12 protein-coding genes and 1 tRNA gene are annotated in these 21,288 nt (G+C 40.0%); 11 read left to right on the top strand and 2 right to left on the bottom strand.

The annotated features are described in order from the left end of the window. Positions 1-139: 139 nt before the first annotated feature. Positions 140-520, top strand: coding sequence for a PBECR2 nuclease fold domain-containing protein (locus QM877_RS03535; protein ID WP_414317615.1), 381 nt, complete (start codon positions 140-142; stop codon positions 518-520). Positions 521-742: 222 nt separating this feature from the next. Here the strand turns inward: QM877_RS03535 and QM877_RS03530 are convergent, their stop codons facing one another. Continuing rightward, positions 743-922, bottom strand: a complete 180-nt coding sequence (locus tag QM877_RS03530; protein ID WP_414317614.1) for a hypothetical protein — start codon at positions 920-922, stop codon at positions 743-745. Between the two features lie 483 nt (positions 923-1,405). Next, a tRNA-Cys gene (locus QM877_RS03525) sits at positions 1,406-1,476 on the bottom strand. Positions 1,477-1,657: 181 nt separating this feature from the next. On the opposite strand from QM877_RS03525, the gene QM877_RS03520 reads away from it, so the two are divergent. From QM877_RS03520 to QM877_RS03475, 10 genes are all read left to right on the top strand, one after another. Next, positions 1,658-3,658 (top strand): peptide ABC transporter substrate-binding protein, encoded by a 2,001-nt coding sequence (locus QM877_RS03520; RefSeq protein WP_414274110.1) that lies wholly within the window; start codon positions 1,658-1,660, stop codon positions 3,656-3,658. Between the two features lie 64 nt (positions 3,659-3,722). Continuing rightward, complete coding sequence (locus tag QM877_RS03515; RefSeq protein WP_000761009.1) at positions 3,723-5,219, top strand: ABC transporter permease; 1,497 nt, start codon at positions 3,723-3,725, stop codon at positions 5,217-5,219. Then, positions 5,219-6,145, top strand: coding sequence for an oligopeptide ABC transporter permease OppC (oppC, locus tag QM877_RS03510; protein ID WP_000104373.1), 927 nt, complete (start codon positions 5,219-5,221; stop codon positions 6,143-6,145). Before QM877_RS03515 ends, oppC begins: the two co-directional genes overlap by 1 nt. An 8-nt stretch (positions 6,146-6,153) precedes the next feature. Continuing rightward, on the top strand, positions 6,154-7,221 hold the full coding sequence (locus tag QM877_RS03505) for an ABC transporter ATP-binding protein (protein WP_414317613.1): 1,068 nt from the start codon (positions 6,154-6,156) through the stop codon (positions 7,219-7,221). A 10-nt stretch (positions 7,222-7,231) separates the two neighbouring features. Beyond that, entirely contained in the window at positions 7,232-8,158 is a 927-nt protein-coding gene (locus QM877_RS03500; protein WP_075228297.1) for an ATP-binding cassette domain-containing protein, read from the top strand. A gap of 445 nt (positions 8,159-8,603) precedes the next feature. After that, positions 8,604-9,587, top strand: a complete 984-nt coding sequence (locus QM877_RS03495) for an acetylxylan esterase (RefSeq protein ID WP_414317612.1) — start codon at positions 8,604-8,606, stop codon at positions 9,585-9,587. 368 nt (positions 9,588-9,955) lie between these two features. Continuing rightward, the gene (locus tag QM877_RS03490) at positions 9,956-14,614 is read left to right on the top strand and encodes an SIALI-17 repeat-containing surface protein (RefSeq protein WP_414317611.1); all 4,659 of its coding nucleotides are present in this window, start codon (positions 9,956-9,958) and stop codon (positions 14,612-14,614) included. A 625-nt stretch (positions 14,615-15,239) separates the two neighbouring features. After that, positions 15,240-18,752 (top strand): SIALI-17 repeat-containing surface protein, encoded by a 3,513-nt coding sequence (locus tag QM877_RS03485; protein WP_414317610.1) that lies wholly within the window; start codon positions 15,240-15,242, stop codon positions 18,750-18,752. Between the two features lie 281 nt (positions 18,753-19,033). Further along, a complete protein-coding gene (locus tag QM877_RS03480) occupies positions 19,034-19,732 on the top strand; it encodes an N-acetylmannosamine-6-phosphate 2-epimerase (RefSeq protein WP_414317609.1) in 699 nt (232 codons plus the stop codon). A gap of 117 nt (positions 19,733-19,849) precedes the next feature. Continuing rightward, positions 19,850-21,175 (top strand): ABC transporter substrate-binding protein, encoded by a 1,326-nt coding sequence (locus QM877_RS03475; protein ID WP_049502843.1) that lies wholly within the window; start codon positions 19,850-19,852, stop codon positions 21,173-21,175. Positions 21,176-21,288: the final 113 nt, after the last annotated feature.

Genomic DNA, 21,288 nt, shown 5'->3' with positions numbered 1-21,288 from the left:
TATAGAGGCGGTAGATGGCTGGTACTGCCTGAAACCAGATGATAGTATGACAGACAAGCCGGAGTTTACGATTGAGCTTGATGCTTGATTACGACCAAATAAAATGTGATATAATAGTTGTGGAATAACGGAGGAAATGATGGATCATGAAAAAATTGGTCAGGTCACTAATGAAGTAAAAGAGATTTTTAATATTGTTCTTGAAGCGAGCGACATCAAGGTTAACAAAGAAGGGCTGAGAAGTCATATGATGAAACGCCATCATAATGATGTGATTCAGCATATTGAAGATTTGGAACTCATACTAAGTAATCCAGATTTCGTTGGGATCAATCCACGAGAGAAAGGCGCTAGTTTTGAATATGTAAAAAGATTTGATGATAATGTACTTGTTGCTATCAAGTTACATAAAAGTGGCGATTTCTTTTACGTCCCGACCATGTATCGTATACAAGATTATAAGTTACAAAGTCGTATTAAGTCTGGTAGATTGAGAAAAATTGACAAAAAAAGTAGATAGTGCTAGAATAAAATTAACGGAAGACATTTGAGGGCAGAAAGGTTCCTGCCGCACCTTGAAAAAGGTACCTGAGATGCTGGGTACACCGACCAGCCAAGTGTCCGTTATTTCAAAAGAGGGGCTGTAATGCTCCTTTTTTCATTCGAGAATTTTAAAATAGATTACACAAACCGCAGGCTCAGGCTTGAGGTTTTTTTGAAATAATACAAGCAGTGACCAAAATCACTGCTTGTCAGATATGGCAAAATCATAAAGTTTTTCTGCTGTGAGAAGGGCCATTTTGTCCATGCTTGTTTTTCCTTTTCTAAGGTCAGAAACAGTAGTCCACGGAACTCCAGTGCCTTGCGAAATAGCAGATGTAGATATCGAACTGTCTAATAATTCTTGAATAACTTTTCTCATTTTATTTGTCCTTTTTATTTTTGAGATAAATGTATACATTGATTGCAATTATAAAAATAGCTATTGCACTAACCATTGCTTTTCCTCTTTTCGTTTGATAAAATAGAGGTGTAAGGGGCTTTCGCCCCGACCTCTTAGCGTTTACCTTTTCTTTTGTCGGAATTTTGGGTTACGCTTTTTGTTTTGCCTTGCGACCGTTATCGCGGTCATTAGACTTGCGATAGCAGTTCCTGTTTCAGATATATTGTCTATCGCTAATCCAATCTTCTTTGTTCACTTTCCCCCTTTCCTTTGCTTGATTACATCATGTCACGGGGAAGCGAGAAAATCAAGACTTTTGATAAAGTTTTTTAGAAAATATTTGCCCCCAAATCCGCCCCAAAAGATTTTTAAAGTTATCCTTTTTTATCCTGAAATAAAAATAAAAAAGCCCATAAAATCGGGCTTTTTGTCTGGATAAATTCCGATAAAATCGGTACTATAAGGCGGTAGACGGATTTGAACCGACGATCAAGCTTTTGCAGAGCCGTGCCTTACCACTTGGCTATACCGCCTTAACTTTTATTATTATACCTTTTAAATTAAATCTCGTCAATAGTTTCTTTTCTGAAAATGTAAGTTTTCCTGCTTTCAAAAGGCATGCGACAAAATATTCTGAAAATTCGTTTACTTTTGAAAGGGATTATGGTATAATCAACAGTATCTCATTAATTTTAATAGAGGAGTTAATTAAACATGAAAAAAAGTCGGATTCTTGCAGTAGCGGGGGTGTCCTTGCTTGCGGCAGGAGTGCTTGCTGCATGTTCAAACACGAATTCAAATGCAGGTTCAAGCAATGCAAAATTAGCATCAGATTATAAATACGTTTATTCAGTTGATCCAGAAACATTGGATTATGTTGTTAACAACGTTGATTCTACTTCTTTTGTAACTACAAATGCAGTAGATGGTTTGCTTGCTAATGATAAATATGGCAACCTCGTACCATCGATTGCTGAATCATGGACAGTTTCACAAGATGGTTTGACTTACACTTATAAAATCCGTAAGGATGCTAAGTGGGTTACTGCTGAAGGAGAAGAATACGCTCCAGTTAAAGCCCAAGACTTTGTGACAGGGTTGAAACACGCGGTAGAAGGAAAATCAAAAGGGCTGTCTGTTATTAGTTCTTCAATTAAAGGACTCAGCGCTTACATTAACGGTGAAACAAACGACTTTTCAACTGTTGGAGTAAAAGCAGTTGATGATAACACTCTGGAATACACCTTGAATCAGCCAGAGACTTTCTGGAATGATAAAACAACAAATGGCGTGATGATGCCAATCAATGAAGATTTCCTTAAATCTAAAGGGGAAGGCTTTGGTGCACCTACAGATCCATCTTCTATTTTGTATAATGGACCATTTGTTTTGAAAGCAATCACAGCTAAGTCTTCAATCGAAATGGCTAAGAATGATGCCTATTGGGATAAAGATGCAGTTAAAATTCAAAACATTAAATTTACATACTGGGATGGGAAAGACCAAGATGTTGTTGCTAAAGGATTCTCAGAAGGACAATACAGTAAAGCTCGTATTTATCCTACTAGCTCAACATACGAAAAATATGCGTCTGAGTTCAAAGACAACATCTACTTTAGCGAACCAGGATCAGCCATCGCTACTGTCAGTGTGAACTATGGCCGTTCAACTTATAACCACACTTCAAAAACAACAGATAGCCAAAAAGAATCTACAAGAAAAGCCTTGCTAAATAAAGAATTCCGTCAAGCCCTCAACTTTGCGGTAGATCGTAATTCTTACTCAGCACAGACAAATGGTACAGAAGGAGCTGCAGTTGCAATCCGTAATACTTTCACACCATATAATCTTCCAGTTGGTGACAAACAATTTGGTGAACTTGTAGAAGAAAGTCTTTCGAAGACAAACTCAGGTACATGGTCAAACATTTCACTTGCTGATTCGCAAAATGGTCTCTACAATGAAGAAAAAGCAAAAGCAGCCTTTGCAAAAGCAAAAGAAAGCTTGAAAGCTGAAGGGGTAGAATTCCCAATCCACTTGGATGCTCTAACAATCCAAGAATCTACAGCTGTTGTAAACCGTGTTCAATCACTTAAACAATCTATTGAAAACGTACTTGGATCAGACAATGTTGTCATCGATCTTCAACAAATGACTCAAGCAGAAGCATTACCACTTTCATTCAGTGCTCCAACAGCAAAAGAACAAGACTGGGATATTCATACTTTGACTGGATGGAATCCAGATTATCAGGATCCATCAACTTTCTTAGACCAGTACACGATTAAAGGCGGAAATACTCGCTTGCTTATGGGTATTGACAAAGATACTGACGCATCAGTTATCCAAAAACTTGGTTTGTCTGACTATGAAAAATTAGTTGATGAAGCAAATAAAGAAAATCAAGACGTTCAAAAACGCTACGAAAAATATGCCCTTGCTCAAGCTTGGTTAACAGACAACGGTTTGACAATTCCTGTGATGGCAGGTCCAAAAGAAACCGCTGTATCATTTGTATCTAAAGTTATTCCATTTACTTCTTCTTACTCCGCTGCGGGTCTTAAAGGAGAAAACTCAGGTTACTTGAAGTACACTGAGGTTGGTGAAAAACCTATTACAAAAGAAGAATACCAAAAAGCTCGTGAAAAATGGCTCAAAGAAAAAGCTGAATCAAACGAAAAAGCTCAAAAAGAGTTAGCGAGTCATGTGAAATAAATAATGCTCATCAGAACTTTCTCTCCTAAAGGAGAAGGTTCTTTTGGGATTTAAAGGAAATAATATGAAAAAATATGTTTTTATGCGTATCTTGCGGTCGTTGGTTTCTATTTTCTTAGTAACGACCTTGATTTACACAATCATCTATACGATGGTTCCACGGAAGTTAATCTTCAAACAAGATACTAACTACAATAAAATTGCAACGACAGCTGATAAACGTGATAACTATGAAAATACCGTCTTTGAACGTATGGGTTATATCGAATATTACGATACGAAAGAGTTGCAGGAAAAAGCTAGTAGCATTGACTCTTCTGTTACAGTAGATGCAAATGATACAAATAAAGCAATCTATGAAAAATATATCCAACAACTTGGGAATGGTTGGACTCTAGGTGAGTTTACAGAGAGTGGACAATTCTACGCTACACGTGAAATTCCTATTTTTGAGCGTGTGTTCAAATTCTACGCAAACTTACTTGATATTGACCATACAAACAAGATCCAAGACCCTGAGAATCCTAACTTAGAGCGTTATTTACGCTTTGAGAATGACCCTGCTATCGGTTGGTCTCTTGTGGGTTCAGGTACTAAACACAAATACCTCTTGTACTTCAATAGTCAGTTCCCATTTGTTCACCAAAACTTTGTCAACTTGAACCTAGGAGATTCTTATCCAACTTATGCCAATACTCCTGTTCTTCAAGTTATTACACAAGGACAAGGACAAACGAAGACTTCTGAAGTTCAATTCCCAACTGGTAAGAAAACATCATCAGTTAACATTTACTCAAGAACTTATAAATCTCCGAGTCAAGCAGATGCTCGTGAAGTAGCCAACTACGGTAAAGATGATCCATATACGGCTACTGAAAGCAACTATCAGTACCCATCTATGATTGCAAGTTCTGCTATCACTGGTTTGATCGGTCTTGCGATTTCATATGCGATTGCAGTTCCTCTTGGTTCAGCAATGGCTCGTTTCAAGAATACTTGGATTGACAGCCTATCTACAGGTACTTTGACCTTCTTGATGGCTCTCCCAACGATTGCTCTAGTTTATATCATTCGTTTGATTGGTTCTTCTATCGGATTCCCAGACTCATTCCCAATCTTGGGTGCTGGCGATTGGCGATCTTATGTCCTTCCATCAGTCATTCTTGGATTACTTGGAGCACCTGGTCTAGCTATCTGGATTCGTCGTTACATGATTGACTTACAATCTCAAGACTTTGTCCGTTTTGCTCGAGCTAAAGGTCTTTCTGAAAAAGAAATTTCTAACAAACACATCTTTAAAAACGCTATGGTACCACTCGTTTCTGGTATCCCAGGCTCAATTATTGGTGTTATTGGTGGAGCAACTCTTACTGAAACAGTCTTTGCCTTCCCAGGTATGGGTAAAATGTTGATTGACTCTGTAAAAGCATCAAACAACAATATGGTAGTTGGTCTGGTCTTCATCTTTACATGTGTTTCAATTTTCTCTTACTTGATTGGAGATATTTGGATGACTATTATTGACCCACGTATTAAATTGACAGAGAAAGGAGGCAAATAATGTCTACGATTAGTAATGATAAATTTCAATTTGTAAAACGAGATGATTTTGCCTCTGAAGCAATTGATGCTCCTGCCTACTCATATTGGGGTTCTGTTTTTAGACAGTTTTTGAAGAAAAAATCAACAATTATCATGCTTGGTATTTTGATTTCCATCGTATTGATGAGTTTCATCTATCCAATGTTTTCTGATTTTGACTTCAATGATGTAAGTAAGGTAAATGATTTTAGCGCTCGTTACATTAAGCCAAATGCTGAACATTGGTTTGGTACAGATAGTAATGGTAAATCTCTCTTTGACGGTGTCTGGTTTGGAGCACGTAACTCTATCTTGATTTCCGTAATTGCGACCTTTATCAACGTTGTTATTGGTGTTATTGTCGGCGGAATCTGGGGTATTTCAAAATCAGTTGACCGTATCATGATGGAAGTTTATAACGTTATCAATAACATCCCTTCACTTTTGATCGTTATTGTTTTGACTTACTCTATCGGTGCAGGTTTCTGGAACTTGATTTTTGCCATGAGTGTAACTACTTGGATTGGTATTGCTTATATGATTCGTATCCAAATCATGCGTTACCGTGATTTGGAGTACAACCTTGCTTCACGTACACTGGGAACACCAACCCATAAGATTGTTATTAAAAATATCATGCCTCAATTGGTTTCTGTTATTGTTACAACTACATCACAAATGCTTCCTGCATTTATCTCATATGAAGCCTTCCTGTCATTCTTTGGACTCGGCTTGCCAATCACAGTACCAAGTTTGGGACGTTTGATTTCGGATTATTCTCAGAACGTAACAACCAATGCTTACCTCTTCTGGATTCCATTGACAACTTTGGTCTTGGTATCCTTGTCACTGTTCGTAGTTGGTCAGAACCTAGCGGATGCTAGTGATCCACGTACACATAGATAGGAGTAGACATGATAAAAGGAAAAAATGTAATTTTGACTGCTCAAGATATTGTCGTGGAATTCGATGTTCGTGACAAGATTTTGACAGCTATTCGAGGTGTCTCCATCGATCTGATCGAGGGAGAGGTTCTCGCTTTAGTTGGAGAGTCAGGTTCAGGTAAATCAGTTTTGACAAAAACATTCACAGGAATGTTGGAAGAAAATGGTCGTATTGCACAAGGTAGTATTAATTACCGTGGACAAGATTTGACAACCTTATCTTCTCATAAAGAATGGGAAAGTATTCGTGGTGCCAAGATTGCAACTATCTTCCAAGATCCGATGACCAGTCTAGACCCTATCAAGACAATCGGAAGTCAAATCACAGAAGTTATTGTTAAACACCAAGGTAAGACTGCTCAAGAAGCTAAAGAGATGGCAATTGACTATATGAATAAAGTTGGTATTCCAGATTCTGAGAAACGTTTTGACGAGTATCCTTTCCAATATTCTGGGGGAATGCGTCAACGTATCGTTATCGCGATTGCTCTTGCTTGTCGTCCAGACATTCTTATCTGTGATGAGCCGACAACAGCTCTTGACGTGACAATCCAAGCACAGATTATTGATTTGTTGAAGTCACTTCAACACGAATACCACTTTACAACAATCTTTATCACCCACGACCTAGGTGTCGTAGCAAGTATCGCTGATAAAGTAGCGGTTATGTATGCTGGTGAAATTGTCGAGTATGGTACTGTTGAAGAAATCTTCTACGACCCACGTCATCCATATACATGGAGCCTCTTGTCAAGCTTGCCTCAACTTGCGGATGACAAAGGTGAATTGTACTCAATCCCTGGAACACCTCCATCGCTTTATACTGAATTGAAGGGAGATGCTTTTGCTCTTCGTTCAGATTATGCTATGAAGATTGACTTCGAGGAAAAAGCACCTCAGTTTGCAGTATCTGATACTCATTGGGCTAAGACATGGTTGCTTCATGAACAAGCTCCAAAAGTTGAAAAACCATCGGTGATTGCAGATTTACACGACAAGATTCGTGAAAAGATGGGCTTTACACATCTTGTGGACTAGGAGGAAGGAAATGTCTGAAAAATTAGTAGAAATTAAAGACTTAGAAATTTCCTTCGGTGAAGGAAGCAAAAAGTTTGTCGCTGTTAAAAATGCGAACTTCTTTATCAACAAAGGAGAAACTTTCTCACTTGTTGGAGAGTCTGGTAGTGGTAAGACAACAATTGGTCGTGCTATTATCGGTCTTAATGATACCAGCAAAGGTGATATTATCTTTGAAGGTCAAAAAATCAATGGTAAAAAATCACGTGAACAAGCTTCGGAATTAATCCGTCGTATCCAAATGATTTTCCAAGACCCTGCTGCAAGTTTGAATGAACGTGCAACGGTTGACTATATCATTTCTGAAGGTCTTTATAACTATCATTTGTTTAAAGATGAAGAAGAAAGAAAAGAAAAAGTTCAAAATATCATTCGTGAAGTGGGACTTTTGGCTGAACACTTGACACGTTACCCACATGAGTTTTCAGGTGGACAACGTCAACGTATCGGGATTGCCCGTGCCTTGGTTATGCAACCTGACTTCGTTATTGCGGATGAGCCGATTTCAGCCTTGGACGTTTCTGTACGTGCCCAAGTCTTGAACTTGCTCAAGAAATTCCAAAAGGAATTAGGCTTGACCTATCTCTTTATCGCTCACGATTTGTCAGTAGTTCGTTTCATTTCTGATCGTATCGCGGTAATTTATAAGGGTGTTATTGTTGAAGTGGCTGAAACTGAAGAATTGTTTAACAATCCAGTTCATCCATACACGCAAGCACTTCTATCAGCTGTTCCGATTCCAGACCCAATCTTGGAACGTAAAAAAGTTTTGAAAGTCTATGATCCAGATCAACATGACTATGAAACTGATAAACCTTCTATGGTAGAAATTCGTCCAGGTCACTATGTTTGGGCAAACCAAGCAGAGTTGGAACGCTATAAAAAAGATTTGAAATAAGAAAGAGTTTTGTAATCTTGGTAGAACAATTCTATTAAGGTTATGAAACTTTTTTATTTTGTAAAAAACACTAGTTTAAAGATAAACAACTATATACCCGAGAACATGCTAATGCTCAATGAAAATCAAAGAGCAAACTAGGAAGCTAGTCGCAGGTTGCTCAAAGCACGGCTTTGAGGTTGCAGATAAAACTGACCTAGTTTGAATTTGATTTTCGAAGAGTATAAGACTAGTCTTCAATGACTCTTGGAGAAGAGAGAAAAGAAGCTGTTATTCTTTGAAAGTGTATTGAATGTATACAGAATGGAATGGATAAAACTACTTTCAGACTAGCTCTGATGAATCTTCAAAATTAAAATCACTTTCTATTTAAAATATCAGTCTTGCATTGCTTTCCTTTATGTGCTAGAGTTATGGTAACGGTTACAAAATCAAGGAGGGTTTTATGAGAAATCCAGCACTAATAGAAGAAATGAAAACTTACAGAGGGCGAGATGAAGTTCCGCAAGACTTTGACGATTTTTGGGATGGGGAAATAGAGAAGGTTTCGGTCTTGCCAGATTACCAACTAGAAGAACGTGATTTTCATATTCCAAATGTGAAGTGTTATGAGCTAACTTTTAAGGGCACTCGGGAAGGTCTTGTTTATGCGCGTGTGGTCTTACCAAAATCTGAACATAAAGTACCAGTTATTTTTCACTTCCATGGCTATATGGGACGTTGCTGGGATTGGGCAGATATGTTGGCCTTTACAGTCGCTGGTTATGGTGTTGTATCTATGGATGTCCGTGGTCAGTCTGGTTACTCACAAGATGGCTTGCGCTCGCCACTCGGAAATACTGTTAAGGGCCAAATCATTCGTGGTGCAGTAGAAGGAAAAGAGCAACTCTTCTATAAGGATGTTTATCTTGATATTTATCAATTAGTTGAGATTGTAGCTAGCTTCCCACAAGTGGATGAGGGGCAATTAGCAAGCTATGGAGCCTCTCAAGGAGGAGCGCTGGCTCTGGTGGCTGCGGGGTTGAATCCACGGATTAAGCGAACCGTAGCTATTTATCCATTTTTATCAGACTTTAGACGAGTGATAGAGATTGGAAATACCAGCGAAGCCTATGATGAGCTTTTTCGTTACTTTAAGTTCCATGATCCATTCCATGAGACAGAAGAGCAGATTATGGAAACACTTAGCTATATCGATGTAAAAAATCTTGCCCATCGTATTAAGGGGGAAGTTCGAATGATTACTGGACTTGATGACGATGTCTGCTATCCAATCACTCAGTTTGCTATTTACAACCGTTTGACTTGTGAAAAGAGTTATCGTATCATGCCTGAATACGCTCATGAAGCCATGAATGTTCATGTCAATGATCAAGTTTACAATTGGTTGTGTGGTAGTGAGATCCCCTTTACCTATCTTGGTCACTAAAAATTGAAAAAAGCTCTGTAGTTTCGAATGAACTACAGGCTTTTCTTTATGTGTCCCAGATAATGAGAAAGTAGTTTCAGGTAGTTTGAAACTTCTAAATATATTTGAAAGTAGAATCTATTATAGATTATAAAGTCTAAAATTTAGAATATTTATTATATAATATGATTAAGATAAAAAGTGAAAGGAGTCTAGCTGTTTGCTTATTCTTAACATATAGTTTATAAAAGTGCAACAGCATTTCATTTATAAAGAATGGTAATTCCATTCAATAATACAGTTTCTTATTTGCATCTAGTCTGAGTGGCTAAAAATTTTAAGCAAAAAAGAAAGCGCTTTATTTTTTAAAAAATAACGGAAGGGAAAACATGAATCAGAGAGATTTTGATAGAAAACAGAGATATGGAATTCGGAAATTTGCAGTTGGAGCAGCTTCAGTAGTGATTGGAGCAGTTGTTTTTGGTGCTGCCCCTGCTTTGGCTCAAGAGGTACCATCAGCGAATGGTGAAACAGCGGGGCAATCTTTGCCAGAATTGCCTAAGGAAGTAGAGACAGGAAGTCTAGCTAATTTAGATAAGGAGCTTGCAGGCCAAGTAACCACAGTAAATAATAGTGGAACAGAAGTGAGCCGTGAAGAGTTGCAAGCAAACCCAGGGTCTGAAAAACCAACAGAAACAGAAGCATCAAACGAAACTCCAGCTACAGAGAGTGAAGACGAGGAAGTTGGAAATATTCCCCGTGACTTTTATGCCAGAGAGTTGGAAAATGCCAATACTGTTATTGAAAAAGAGGATGTGGAAACCAATCCTTCAAATGGTCAAAGAATTGACATGAAAGAGGAACTTGACAAGCTTAAAAAACTTCAAAATGCGACCATTCATATGGAGTTTAAGCCAGATGCCTCTGCTCCACGTTTTTATAATCTTTTCTCAGTCTCTAGTGATACCAAAGTAAATGAGTATTTCACTATGGCCATCCTTGATAACACAGCTATCGTTGAAGGTCGTGATGCAAATGGAAACCAATTCTATGGTGATTATAAAACTGCTCCTTTGAAGATTAAGCCAGGTGAGTGGAACTCTGTAACCTTTACAGTTGAAAGACCAAATGCTGACCAACCAAAAGGTCAGGTTCGCGTCTATGTAAATGGTGTCTTGTCGCGCACAAGTCCTCAGTCTGGTCGCTTCATCCAAGACATGCCAGATGTCAATCATGTACAAATCGGTACAACAAAACGTACAGGCAAAAACTTCTGGGGTGCTAATCTTAAAGTCCGTAATCTAACTGTTTATGACCGTGCTCTTTCTCAAGAAGAAGTTAAAAAACGTAGCCAACTTTTTGAAAGAGGAGAGTTGGAGAAGAAACTTCCTGAAGGAGCAGAAGTTACTGATAAACTGGATGTTTTTGAAGGTGGTGAGAACCGTAAGCCAAATAAAGATGGTATCGCAAGCTACCGCATTCCAGCCCTGCTGAAAACTGATAAGGGAACCTTGATTGCTGGAGCTGATGAACGTCGTTTGCATCACTCTGACTGGGGTGATATCGGTATGGTTGTTCGTCGTAGTGATGATAAGGGTAAAACATGGGGAGATAGAATTGTCATCTCAAATCCTCGTGATAATGAGAATGCCAGAAGAGCTCATGCGGGATCACCAGTCAACATTGACATGGCCCTAGTCCAAGATCCGAAAACTAAGAGAATCTTCTCTATTTTTGATATGTTCGTAGAAGGTGAAGCTGTCAGAGATTTACCAGGAAAAGCACCACAAGCCTATGAGCAAATTGGAGATAAGGTTTATCAGGTTCTATACAAAAAAGGTGAAGCAGGACGTTATACAATCCGTGAAAATGGTGAAGTCTTTGACCCTGAAAATAGAAAGACAGAATACCGTGTTGTAGTTGATCCTAAGAAACCAGCCTATAGTGATAAGGGTGATTTGTATAAAGGTGAAGAACTGATTGGTAATGTCTACTTCGATTATAGCGACAAGAATATCTTTAGAGTTTCAAACACCAACTATCTCTGGATGTCTTATAGCGATGACGATGGAAAAACTTGGTCTGCACCTAAAGATATTACATACGGCATTCGTAAGGACTGGATGCACTTCTTAGGTACTGGACCTGGTACAGGTATTGCCTTACATTCAGGACCTCATAAAGGGCGTCTTGTTATCCCTGCCTATACTACAAATAACGTATCCTACCTAAGTGGTTCTCAGTCTTCACGCGTCATTTACTCAGATGACCATGGTGAAACTTGGCACGCTGGTGAAGCTGTCAATGATAACCGCCCAGTAGGCAACCAAACAATTCACTCTTCAACTATGAATAATCCAGGTGCTCAAAATACTGAGTCAACTGTTGTTCAGTTGAATAATGGGGATCTCAAACTCTTCATGCGTGGATTGACAGGGGATTTGCAAGTTGCAACGAGTAAAGATGGTGGAGCAACTTGGGAAAAAGATGTAAAACGCTATTCAGATGTCAAAGATGTCTACGTTCAAATGTCTGCCATTCATACAGTACAAGATGGTAAGGAATATATCATCCTCAGTAATGCAGGTGGGCCAGGACGCTACAATGGTTTGGTGCACTTGGCACGTGTGGAAGCTAATGGAGACCTAACTTGGCTCAAACATAATCCAATTCAAAGTGGCAAATTTGCTTATAACTCATTGCAAGATCTTGGAAATGGCGAATTTGGCTTGCTTTATGAGCATGCGACTGCCACTCAAAATGAATACACCTTGTCTTATAAGAAATTCAACTGGGATTTCTTAAGCAAGGATAGAATTGCTCCAACAAAAGCAACTGTGAAAAATGCTGTGGAGATGAGCAAAAATGTCATTGCTCTAGAATTTGATTCTGAAATATTGGTAAATCAACCACCAGTTCTTAAATTGGCAAATGGTAACTTTGCTGCTTTCTTGACGCAATACGATACCAAAACATTGTTATTTGCAGTAAACAAGGAAGATATTGGTCAAGAAATTACAGAAATCATTGATGGCGCAATTGAGAGCATGCATAATTTGCCTGTAAGTCTTGAAGGTGCAGGAGTTCCTGGTGGGAAAAATGGCGCAAAAGCAGAAATCCATGAAGTTCCAGAATTTACAGGCGCAGTCAATGGTGAAGGTACAGTTCATGAGGATCCAGCCTTTGATGGTGGCGTCAACGGAGAGGAAGCAGCCGTTCATGATGTGCCAGACTTCTCAGGTGGCGTGAACGGCGAAGAAGCCGCTATTCATGAAGTTCCAGAAATAGAGGTTGAAGAAAATCCACCAGGAACTATTAACGAAGTCCCAGAATTCGAAGGCGGTGTGAATGGTGCTGAAGCAGCAGTCAATGAAGTCTCAGACTTCGAGGGTGGTGTGAACAGCGAGGAAGCAGCCGTTCATGAAATTCCAGAAATAGAGGTTGAAGAAAATCCACCAGGAACTATTAACGAAGTTCCGGAATTTGAAGGTGGAGTCAATGGTGCCGAAGCAACCGTTCATGATGTGCCAGCCTTTGAAGGTGGTGTGAACGGCGAAGAAGCCGCGGTCCATGAAGTTCCAGAATATATTCCAGTGGAAACTTCAAAAGGGGAAGCTGCAGTTCATGAAATTTCAACCTTTGAAGGTGGTGTCAATGGCGAAGAAGGGGCTAAGGCAGAAAGTCCAGAGTTCGAAGGCAGTGTGAATGGAGTAGAGTCCGCTAAGTTAGAAGTTCCAGAGTTCGAAGGCGGTGTTAATGCAGTAGAAGCAGCCAAGTCAGACACTTCAGAGTTCGAAGGCGGAGTCAATGCAGTAGAAGCAGCCAAGTCAGACACTTCAGAGTTCGAAGGCGGTGTTAATGCAGTAGAAGCAGCCAAGTCAGACACTTCAGAGTTCGAAGGCGGAGTCAATGCAGTAGAAGCAGCTAAGTCAGAGAGTCCAGAGTTCGAAGGTGGCGTCAATGCAGTAGAAGCAGCCAAGTCAGACACATCAGACTTTGAAGGTGGTGTCAATGGCGAAGAAGGAGCTAAGTCAGAGAGTCCAGAGTTCGAAGGCGGTGTGAACGGAGTAGAGGCTGCTAAGTTAGACACATCAGAGTTCGAAGGCGGAGTCAATGGCGAGGAAGGAGCTAAGTCAGAGAGCCCAGAGTTCGAAGGCGGTGTGAACGGAGTAGAAGCAGCTAAGTCAGACACATCAGACTTTGAAGGTGGTGTCAATGGCGAAGAAGGAGCTAAGTCAGAGAGTCCAGAGTTTGAAGGCGGTGTGAACGGAGTAGAGGCTGCTAAGTTAGAAGTTCCAGAATACACAGGTGGCGTCAATGCAGTGGAGTCCGCTAAGTTAGATTCTCCAGAATACACAGGTGGTGTCAATGGAGTAGAGGCTGCTAAGTTAGAAGTTCCAGAATACACAGGTGGCGTCAATGCGGTAGAATCTGCTAAGTTAGAAGCACCAGAGTATACAAGTGGTGTCAATGGAGTAGAATCTGCTAAGTTAGAAGTTCCAGAGTACACAGGTGGCGTCAATGGAGTAGAGGCTGCTAAGTTAGAAGTTCCAGAATACACAGGTGGCGTCAATGGAGTAGAATCCGCTAAGTTAGAAGCACCAGAGTATACAGGTGGTGTCAATGCGGTAGAATCTGCTAAGTTAGAAGCACCAGAGTATACAGGTGGTGTAAATGGAGTAGAATCTGCTAAGTTAGAAGTTCCAGAGTACACAGGTGGTGTCAATGGAGTGGAATCTGCTAAGTTAGAAGTTCCAGAGTACACAGGTGGTGTAAATGGAGTAGAGTCCGCTAAGTTAGAAGTTCCAGAGTACACAGGTGGTGTTAATGGGCTAGAAGCTGCTATCCATGAGGTCTCAGAGTATAAGGGAGAACAGTCAATTGTGGTTCAAGCTATGGCACAAGATAAAACTTATCAAGCCCCTGCTGCTCGTCAGCAACTTCTTCCTGAAACAGGAAGTGAAGCTGTTGCTCCTCTCGCCTCTCTAGGACTTGTAGGCATGCTCCTAGGTATGTTTGCCATGGGCAAGAAAAAAGAAGATCAATGAAATAGTTAAAATCAACGAAATTCATAGAGAAATTTGATCTTATATTAGAAAGGGTCGTGACTAGAACTAGTTACGGCCTTTTTGATCTAGATAAATCAGGAGTCAAATAGTTAATACTCTTCGAAAATCAAATTCAAACCACGTCAGCTTCGCCTTACCGTATATGTGTTACTGACTTCGTCAGTTCTATCCACAACCTCAAAACTGTGTTTTGAGCAGCTTGCGGCTAGCTTCCTAGTTTGCTCTTTGATTTTCATTGAGTATAAGTTTGAGATAAAGTTCATTAAAAATACGATTCAACCGAATGAAGCAATTGTCTGTTAGAAAAAAAGAGAAAGCGTCAGAAAGTAGTTTCGGACATATTAGTTTATATTTTAAAAACTGAAAGTATAATCTGTTCTATCTCAATCTCTCTTAAAAGGGGAGGATTTATTATATAATGAGAATAAGATAAAATTTGAAAGGAGTAGGAGACTCTAGTTAACGATGGGTCGTTAAGTGAGAGAGAATTTGAAAGAGCGAGTGTAACCATTCGTGAAAAAGTAATTTTTGTCATTTAGTCAGATGGCTAAAAATTTTAAGCGAAAAAGAAAACGCTTTATTTTTAAAAATGAAAGGAAGAAAGATGAAGCATAATCAGTTGGATAGAAAACAACGATACGGAATTCGCAAATTTACAGTAGGAGCCGCTTCAGTAGTGATTGGAGCAGTTGTTTTTGGTGCATCGCCAGTATTAGCACAAGAATCAACAACTACCAATAAGGAAATGACAGAACTAGGAGTAGAGAAGGATCAGGCAGAAAAAGCAGTAGATACTGAAAAGAGTGCGACAGAGTCTAATGGGGTAGATACAGTCACACATGCATCTACAGAAGCACATACTGGAACAGAGACAACTGCAACAGCAGAAACGGCAGAAGCAACTAGAGAAACCGAAAAAGATCCAGCTGCGCTTCCACGTGATTACTATGCTAGAGAGTTGGAAAATGTCAATACTGTTCTTGAAAAGGAAGATGTAGAGACTAATGCTGCAAATAGCAATAGAATTGATTTGACAGAGCAATTGGACAAACTGAAACAGCTTCAAAATGCGACCATTCATATGGAGTTCAAACCAGATGCCTCTGCACCAGCATTTTACAACCTTTTCTCAGTATCAAGTGATAAGGTAAGAAATGAATACTTTACAATGGCTGTGTATAACAACGTTGCCTTGATTGAGGGCCGCGATCAAAACGGCGACCAATTTTATGATCGATACACAGACGCACCATTAACAGTCAAACCAGGTCAGTGGAACTCAGTAACCTTTACAGTTGAAAGACCAAGTGCAGATTCTCCAGATGGGCAAGTTCGTCTCTATGTAAACGGAGTCTTGTCACGAACAAGTAAGAAATCAGGACGCTTTATCAAAGATATGCCTGATGTAAATCATATGCAAATTGGTTCCACAAATCGTGCAGGAAGTATGGTTTGGGGGGCAGGCTTACAAGTTCGTAATCTAACTGTTTACGATCGTGCCTTGAGTCCAGAAGAAGTTCAAAATCGTAGCTACCTATTTGAAAGATCCGAATTAGAGAAAAAGCTTCCAGAAGGAGCTGAGATAACAGATAAAAAGGATATCTTTGAAGCTGGTAAAAATGGGCAGTCAAATCCAGATGGAATCAATAGCTACCGTATTCCAGCCCTCCTTAAGACCGACAAGGGAACTCTGATTGCTGGAGCTGACGAACGCCGCTTGCACCACTATGACTGGGGGGATATCGGTATGGTCGTCAAACGAAGTGAAGATAAGGGGCAAACATGGGGCGATCGCATCACTCTTACCAATCTTCGAGACAACCCAAAAGCCAATGATCCATCTGTTGGTTCACCAGTGAATATCGACATGGTCTTGGTTCAAGATACTGAAACTAAGCGCATCTTCTCAGTCTATGATATGTTCCCAGAAGGGAAAGGTATCTTTGGTATGTCTTCTCAAAAAGAAGAGGCCTACAAAGAAATCGATGGAAAAACTTATCAAATTCTCTATCGTGAAGGAGAAAATGGAGCCTATACTATTCGTGAAAATGGTGTTGTCTACACACCAGATGGTCAGGCAACGGATTACCGTGTTGTTGTAAATCCAGTCAAACCTGCTTATAGTGATAAAGGCGATCTTTATCAAGGTGAGCAGCTACTAGGAAATATCTACTTTACAAGTAATAAAACTTCTCCATTTAGAATTGCTAAAGACAGCTACCTATGGATGTCTTACAGTGATGATGATGGTAAGACTTGGTCTGCACCACAAGATATTACTCCAATGGTCAAAGCTGATTGGATGAAATTCTTAGGTGTGGGACCTGGAGTGGGAATTACCCTCCAGAATGGACCTCATAAAGGTCGGATTGTCGTCCCTGTCTATACGACAAACAGAACCAACCACCTCAACGGATCTCAATCGTCTCGCATCATCTACTCAGATGACCATGGTAAGACTTGGCATATGGGTGGCGGTGTCAATGATAACCGTACACTTTATGATGGTACAGTAGTTGATTCAAGCAACATGAACAATTACTACGCTCAAAATACAGAAGCTTCTGTTGTTCAGTTGAACAATGGTCAGTTGAAACTCTTTATGCGTGGTTTGACTGGTGATTTGCAGGTTGCGACAAGTAATGATGGTGGTATTACATGGGACAACTATGTAGCACGCTATGATGTACCAGATGTCTATGTTCAAATGGCAGCGACTCATACGGTTCAAGATGGTAAAGAGTACATCCTTCTAGCAAATGCCAATGGCCCAGGTCGTAAGAATGGTTATATTCGAGTAGCTCGCGTAGAAGAAGATGGCGAGTTGACTTGGTTGCATCATCATTTGATTCAAGAAGGGGAGTATGCCTATAACTCACTTCAACAGATCGGACCAAAAGAATTTGGTCTCTTGTACGAGCATCATGAAGCTGGTGGCAATCCTTATACTCTATCCTTCAAGAAATTCAACTGGGATTTCTTAACGAAGCAAAGAATTTCTCCTAAAGAAGCCAAAGTTAAAAATGTTATTGAAAAATGGCCAGGAATTCTTGCAGTAGAGTTTGATTCAGAAGTTCTAGTCAACAAAGTACCAACACTTCAGTTGGCAAATGGTAAAAAAGTAAACTTCATGACCCAGTATGATACTAAGACTCTTTTATTTACAATAGATAAGTCAGATCTTGGTCAGGAAATAACTGGACTTGCTTCTGGAGTGATTGAGAGTATGCACAATCTTCCAGTGAGTCTTGAAGGAGCAGGTATTCCTGGAGCTGCCAACGGTAGTGAAGCAGCAGTTCATGAATTGCCAGCCTTTGAAGGTGGTGTCAACGGTGCTGAAGCTGCTGTTAACGAAGTACCAGAATTTACAGGTGGTGTTAATGGTGTAGAAGCAGCGACTGCTGAAATTCCAGAATTTACAGGTGGAGTCAATGGTGCTGAAGCAGCTGTGCATGAATTACCAGAATTCGAAGGTGGGGTGAATGGCGAAGAGGCTGCTGTAACGGAGCTTCCAGAGTATACTGAACCTATTGGTACAGTAGGCGAAGAAGCAGCACCGATAGCAGAACTTCCAGAATTCACAGGCGGAGTTAATGGTAGCGAAGCTGCTGTTAACGAAGTACCAGAATTTGTAGGTGGAGTCAATGGTGAGGAAGCTGCAGTAGCCTATGTTCCAGAATTTGCAGGTGGAGTCAATGGTAGTGAAGCAGCTGTGCATGAAGTACCAGAATTCACAGGTGGAGTCAATGGTGTAGAAGCAGCGACTGCTGAAAATCCAGAATTTACAGGTGGAGTCAATGGTGTAGAAGCAGCGGTTCATGAACAACCAGAATTTACAGGTGGTGTGAATGCAGTAGAAGCAGCAAAAGCAGAATCTCCAGAATTTGTAGGTGGAGTCAATGGTAGCGAAGCAGCCGTACAAGAAGTACCGGAGTTCACAGGTCAGCAGTCTATTGTATCTCAGGCTACGGCACAAGATAAGACCTATCAAGCACCTGCAGTTCGTCAAGATGTTCTTCCTAAGACAGGAAATGAAGATGCCTCTGCCCTTGCATCAGTAGGACTTGTGGGGTTGCTCCTTGGTATGTTTGCTTTTGGGAAGAGAAAAGAAGCTTAGTCAAATAGTTGAAAGTGAAGGTTTCCTTAGTGAAACTAAATCTTAGTTAGAAAGGGTCGTAACGGAAATTTGTTACGGCCTTTTTCTTTAAAAAAGGGCTGGTTTTAAGATTTAAGAGGTGTTGGGATAGATGTTAGGTCCCTGAAACTACTTTCAGAAGAAACTGTTGCATAAAATTGTTTTGAAACTCCAATCTATTCTAGCACAAGTTATTGAAAGCGTTTTAACAATAAGCTATAATAGTCACATAAACACAAAGGAAAAGAAAAGGAGGAAAGTAGATGCCACAAATTAGTAAAGAAGCCTTGATTGAACAAATCAAAGATGGAATCATCGTTTCTTGTCAGGCACTTCCTCATGAACCGCTCTACACAGAAGCGGGAGGAGTTATCCCCTTGTTGGTGAAAGCAGCTGAACAAGGTGGTGCAGTCGGTATCCGAGCAAACAGTGTTCGAGATATCAAGGAAATTAAAGAGGTCACTAAACTTCCGATTATTGGAATTATTAAACGTGATTATCCACCACAGGAACCATTCATCACAGCGACTATGAGAGAGGTAGATGAACTAGCAGCTCTTGACATCGAAGTCATTGCTCTTGACTGTACCAAACGTGAACGTCATGATGGCTTGGAGATCCAAGAATTTATCCGTCAGATCCAAGAAAAATATCCAAATCAACTCTTGATGGCTGATACAAGTACCTTTGAGGAAGGTCTAACAGCAGTTGAAGCGGGAATTGACTTTGTCGGAACAACCTTGTCAGGTTACACTTCTTACAGTCCAAAAGTGGATGGCCCAGACTTTGAACTCATCAAGAAACTCTGTGATGCAGGAGTGGACGTCATCGCTGAAGGAAAAATTCACACACCAGAACAAGCTAAGCAAATCCTAGGTTACGGAGTTCGAGGTATCGTAGTTGGTGGCGCTATTACTAGACCAAAAGAGATCACGGAACGATTTGTTGCCGGTCTTAAATAACACAATATAAAAAACGAGGAGAGTGGTTGATTAGTAGGAAAAAATGAAAACGTATACAAAGTCGACATTACTCATTATCCGATTCGGATACGCTTATCATCATTTAGGAGAATACAAATGAAATTTAAAAAACTAGCTTGTACAGTACTTGCGGGTGCTGCGGTTCTATCTCTTGCTGCTTGTGGCAAATCAGATGCTAACAAAGATGCTGCTAGCTCTGGTAGTGACAGTGGAAAAACTGAAATCACTTGGTGGGCATTCCCAGTCTTTACTCAAGAAAAAACTGGCGATGGTGTAGGAACTTATGAAAAATCTATCATCGAAGCTTTTGAAAAAGCAAATCCAGATGTTAAAGTTAAACTAGAAACAATCGACTTCAAATCTGGTCCAGAAAAAATCACAACAGCAATCGAAGCAGGAACTGCGCCAGACGTTCTCTTTGATGCACCAGGACGTATCATCCAATACGGTAAAAATGGTAAATTGGCTGAGTTGAACGACCTCTTTACAGATGAATTTGTTAAAGATGTCAACAACGAAAATATCATCCAAGCAAGTAAAGCTGGTGATAAAGCTTACATGTATCCAATCAGTTCTGCACCATTCTACATGGCTATGAACAAGAAAATGTTGGAAGATGCAGGAGTTGCAAACCTTGTAAAAGAAGGTTGGACAACTGATGACTTTGAAAAAGTTTTGAAAGCGCTTAAAGATAAAGGATATACACCAGGTTCATTGTTCAGTTCAGGTCAAGGGGGAGACCAAGGAACACGCGCCTTCATCGCTAACCTTTATGGCGGTTCTGTAACTGATAAAGAAGTAACTAAATATACAACTGACGATCCTAAATTCGTTAAAGGTCTTGAAAAAGCATCAAGCTGGATCAAAGATGGTTTGTTGAACAACGGTTCACAATTTGACGGTGGAGCAGACATCCAAAACTTTGCAAACGGTCAAACTTCTTACACAATCCTTTGGGCACCAGCTCAAAATGGTATCCAAGCTAAACTTTTGGAATCAAGTAAAGTTGAAGTGGTAGAAGTACCATTCCCATCTGATTCAGGTAAACCAGCTCTTGAATACCTTGTAAACGGATTTGCAGTATTTAACAACAAAGACGAAAAGAAAGTCGCAGCAGCTAAGAAATTCATCCAATTCATCGCAGATGACAAAGAATGGGGTCCTAAAGACGTAGTTCGTACAGGTGCATTCCCAGTTCGTACTTCATTTGGAAAACTTTATGATGACAAACGTATGGAAACAATCGGTAGTTGGACTCAATACTACTCACCATACTACAACACAATCGACGGATTTGCTGAAATGAGAACACTTTGGTTCCCAATGTTGCAAGCTGTATCAAATGGTGACGAACAACCTGCTGCAGCTTTGAAAGCATTCACTGAAAAAGCGAACGAAACAATCAAAAAAGCAGCTAAATAATAAGCCCTAAATAAAAACTGAAATCCCCCCTTTTCCCTGAGCACATCTGTGTATGAAAAGGGGGGCTTTTGTTTGAAATAGAAGCAACTGACAGGTCAAAATTAAAATGAAGT

Source organism: Streptococcus infantis, from assembly GCF_047463655.1.
Taxonomy (GTDB): domain Bacteria; phylum Bacillota; class Bacilli; order Lactobacillales; family Streptococcaceae; genus Streptococcus; species Streptococcus infantis_Z.
The sequence above is the reverse complement of the archived record's forward strand: the minus strand, read 5'-3'. Positions and strand labels throughout refer to the sequence as shown.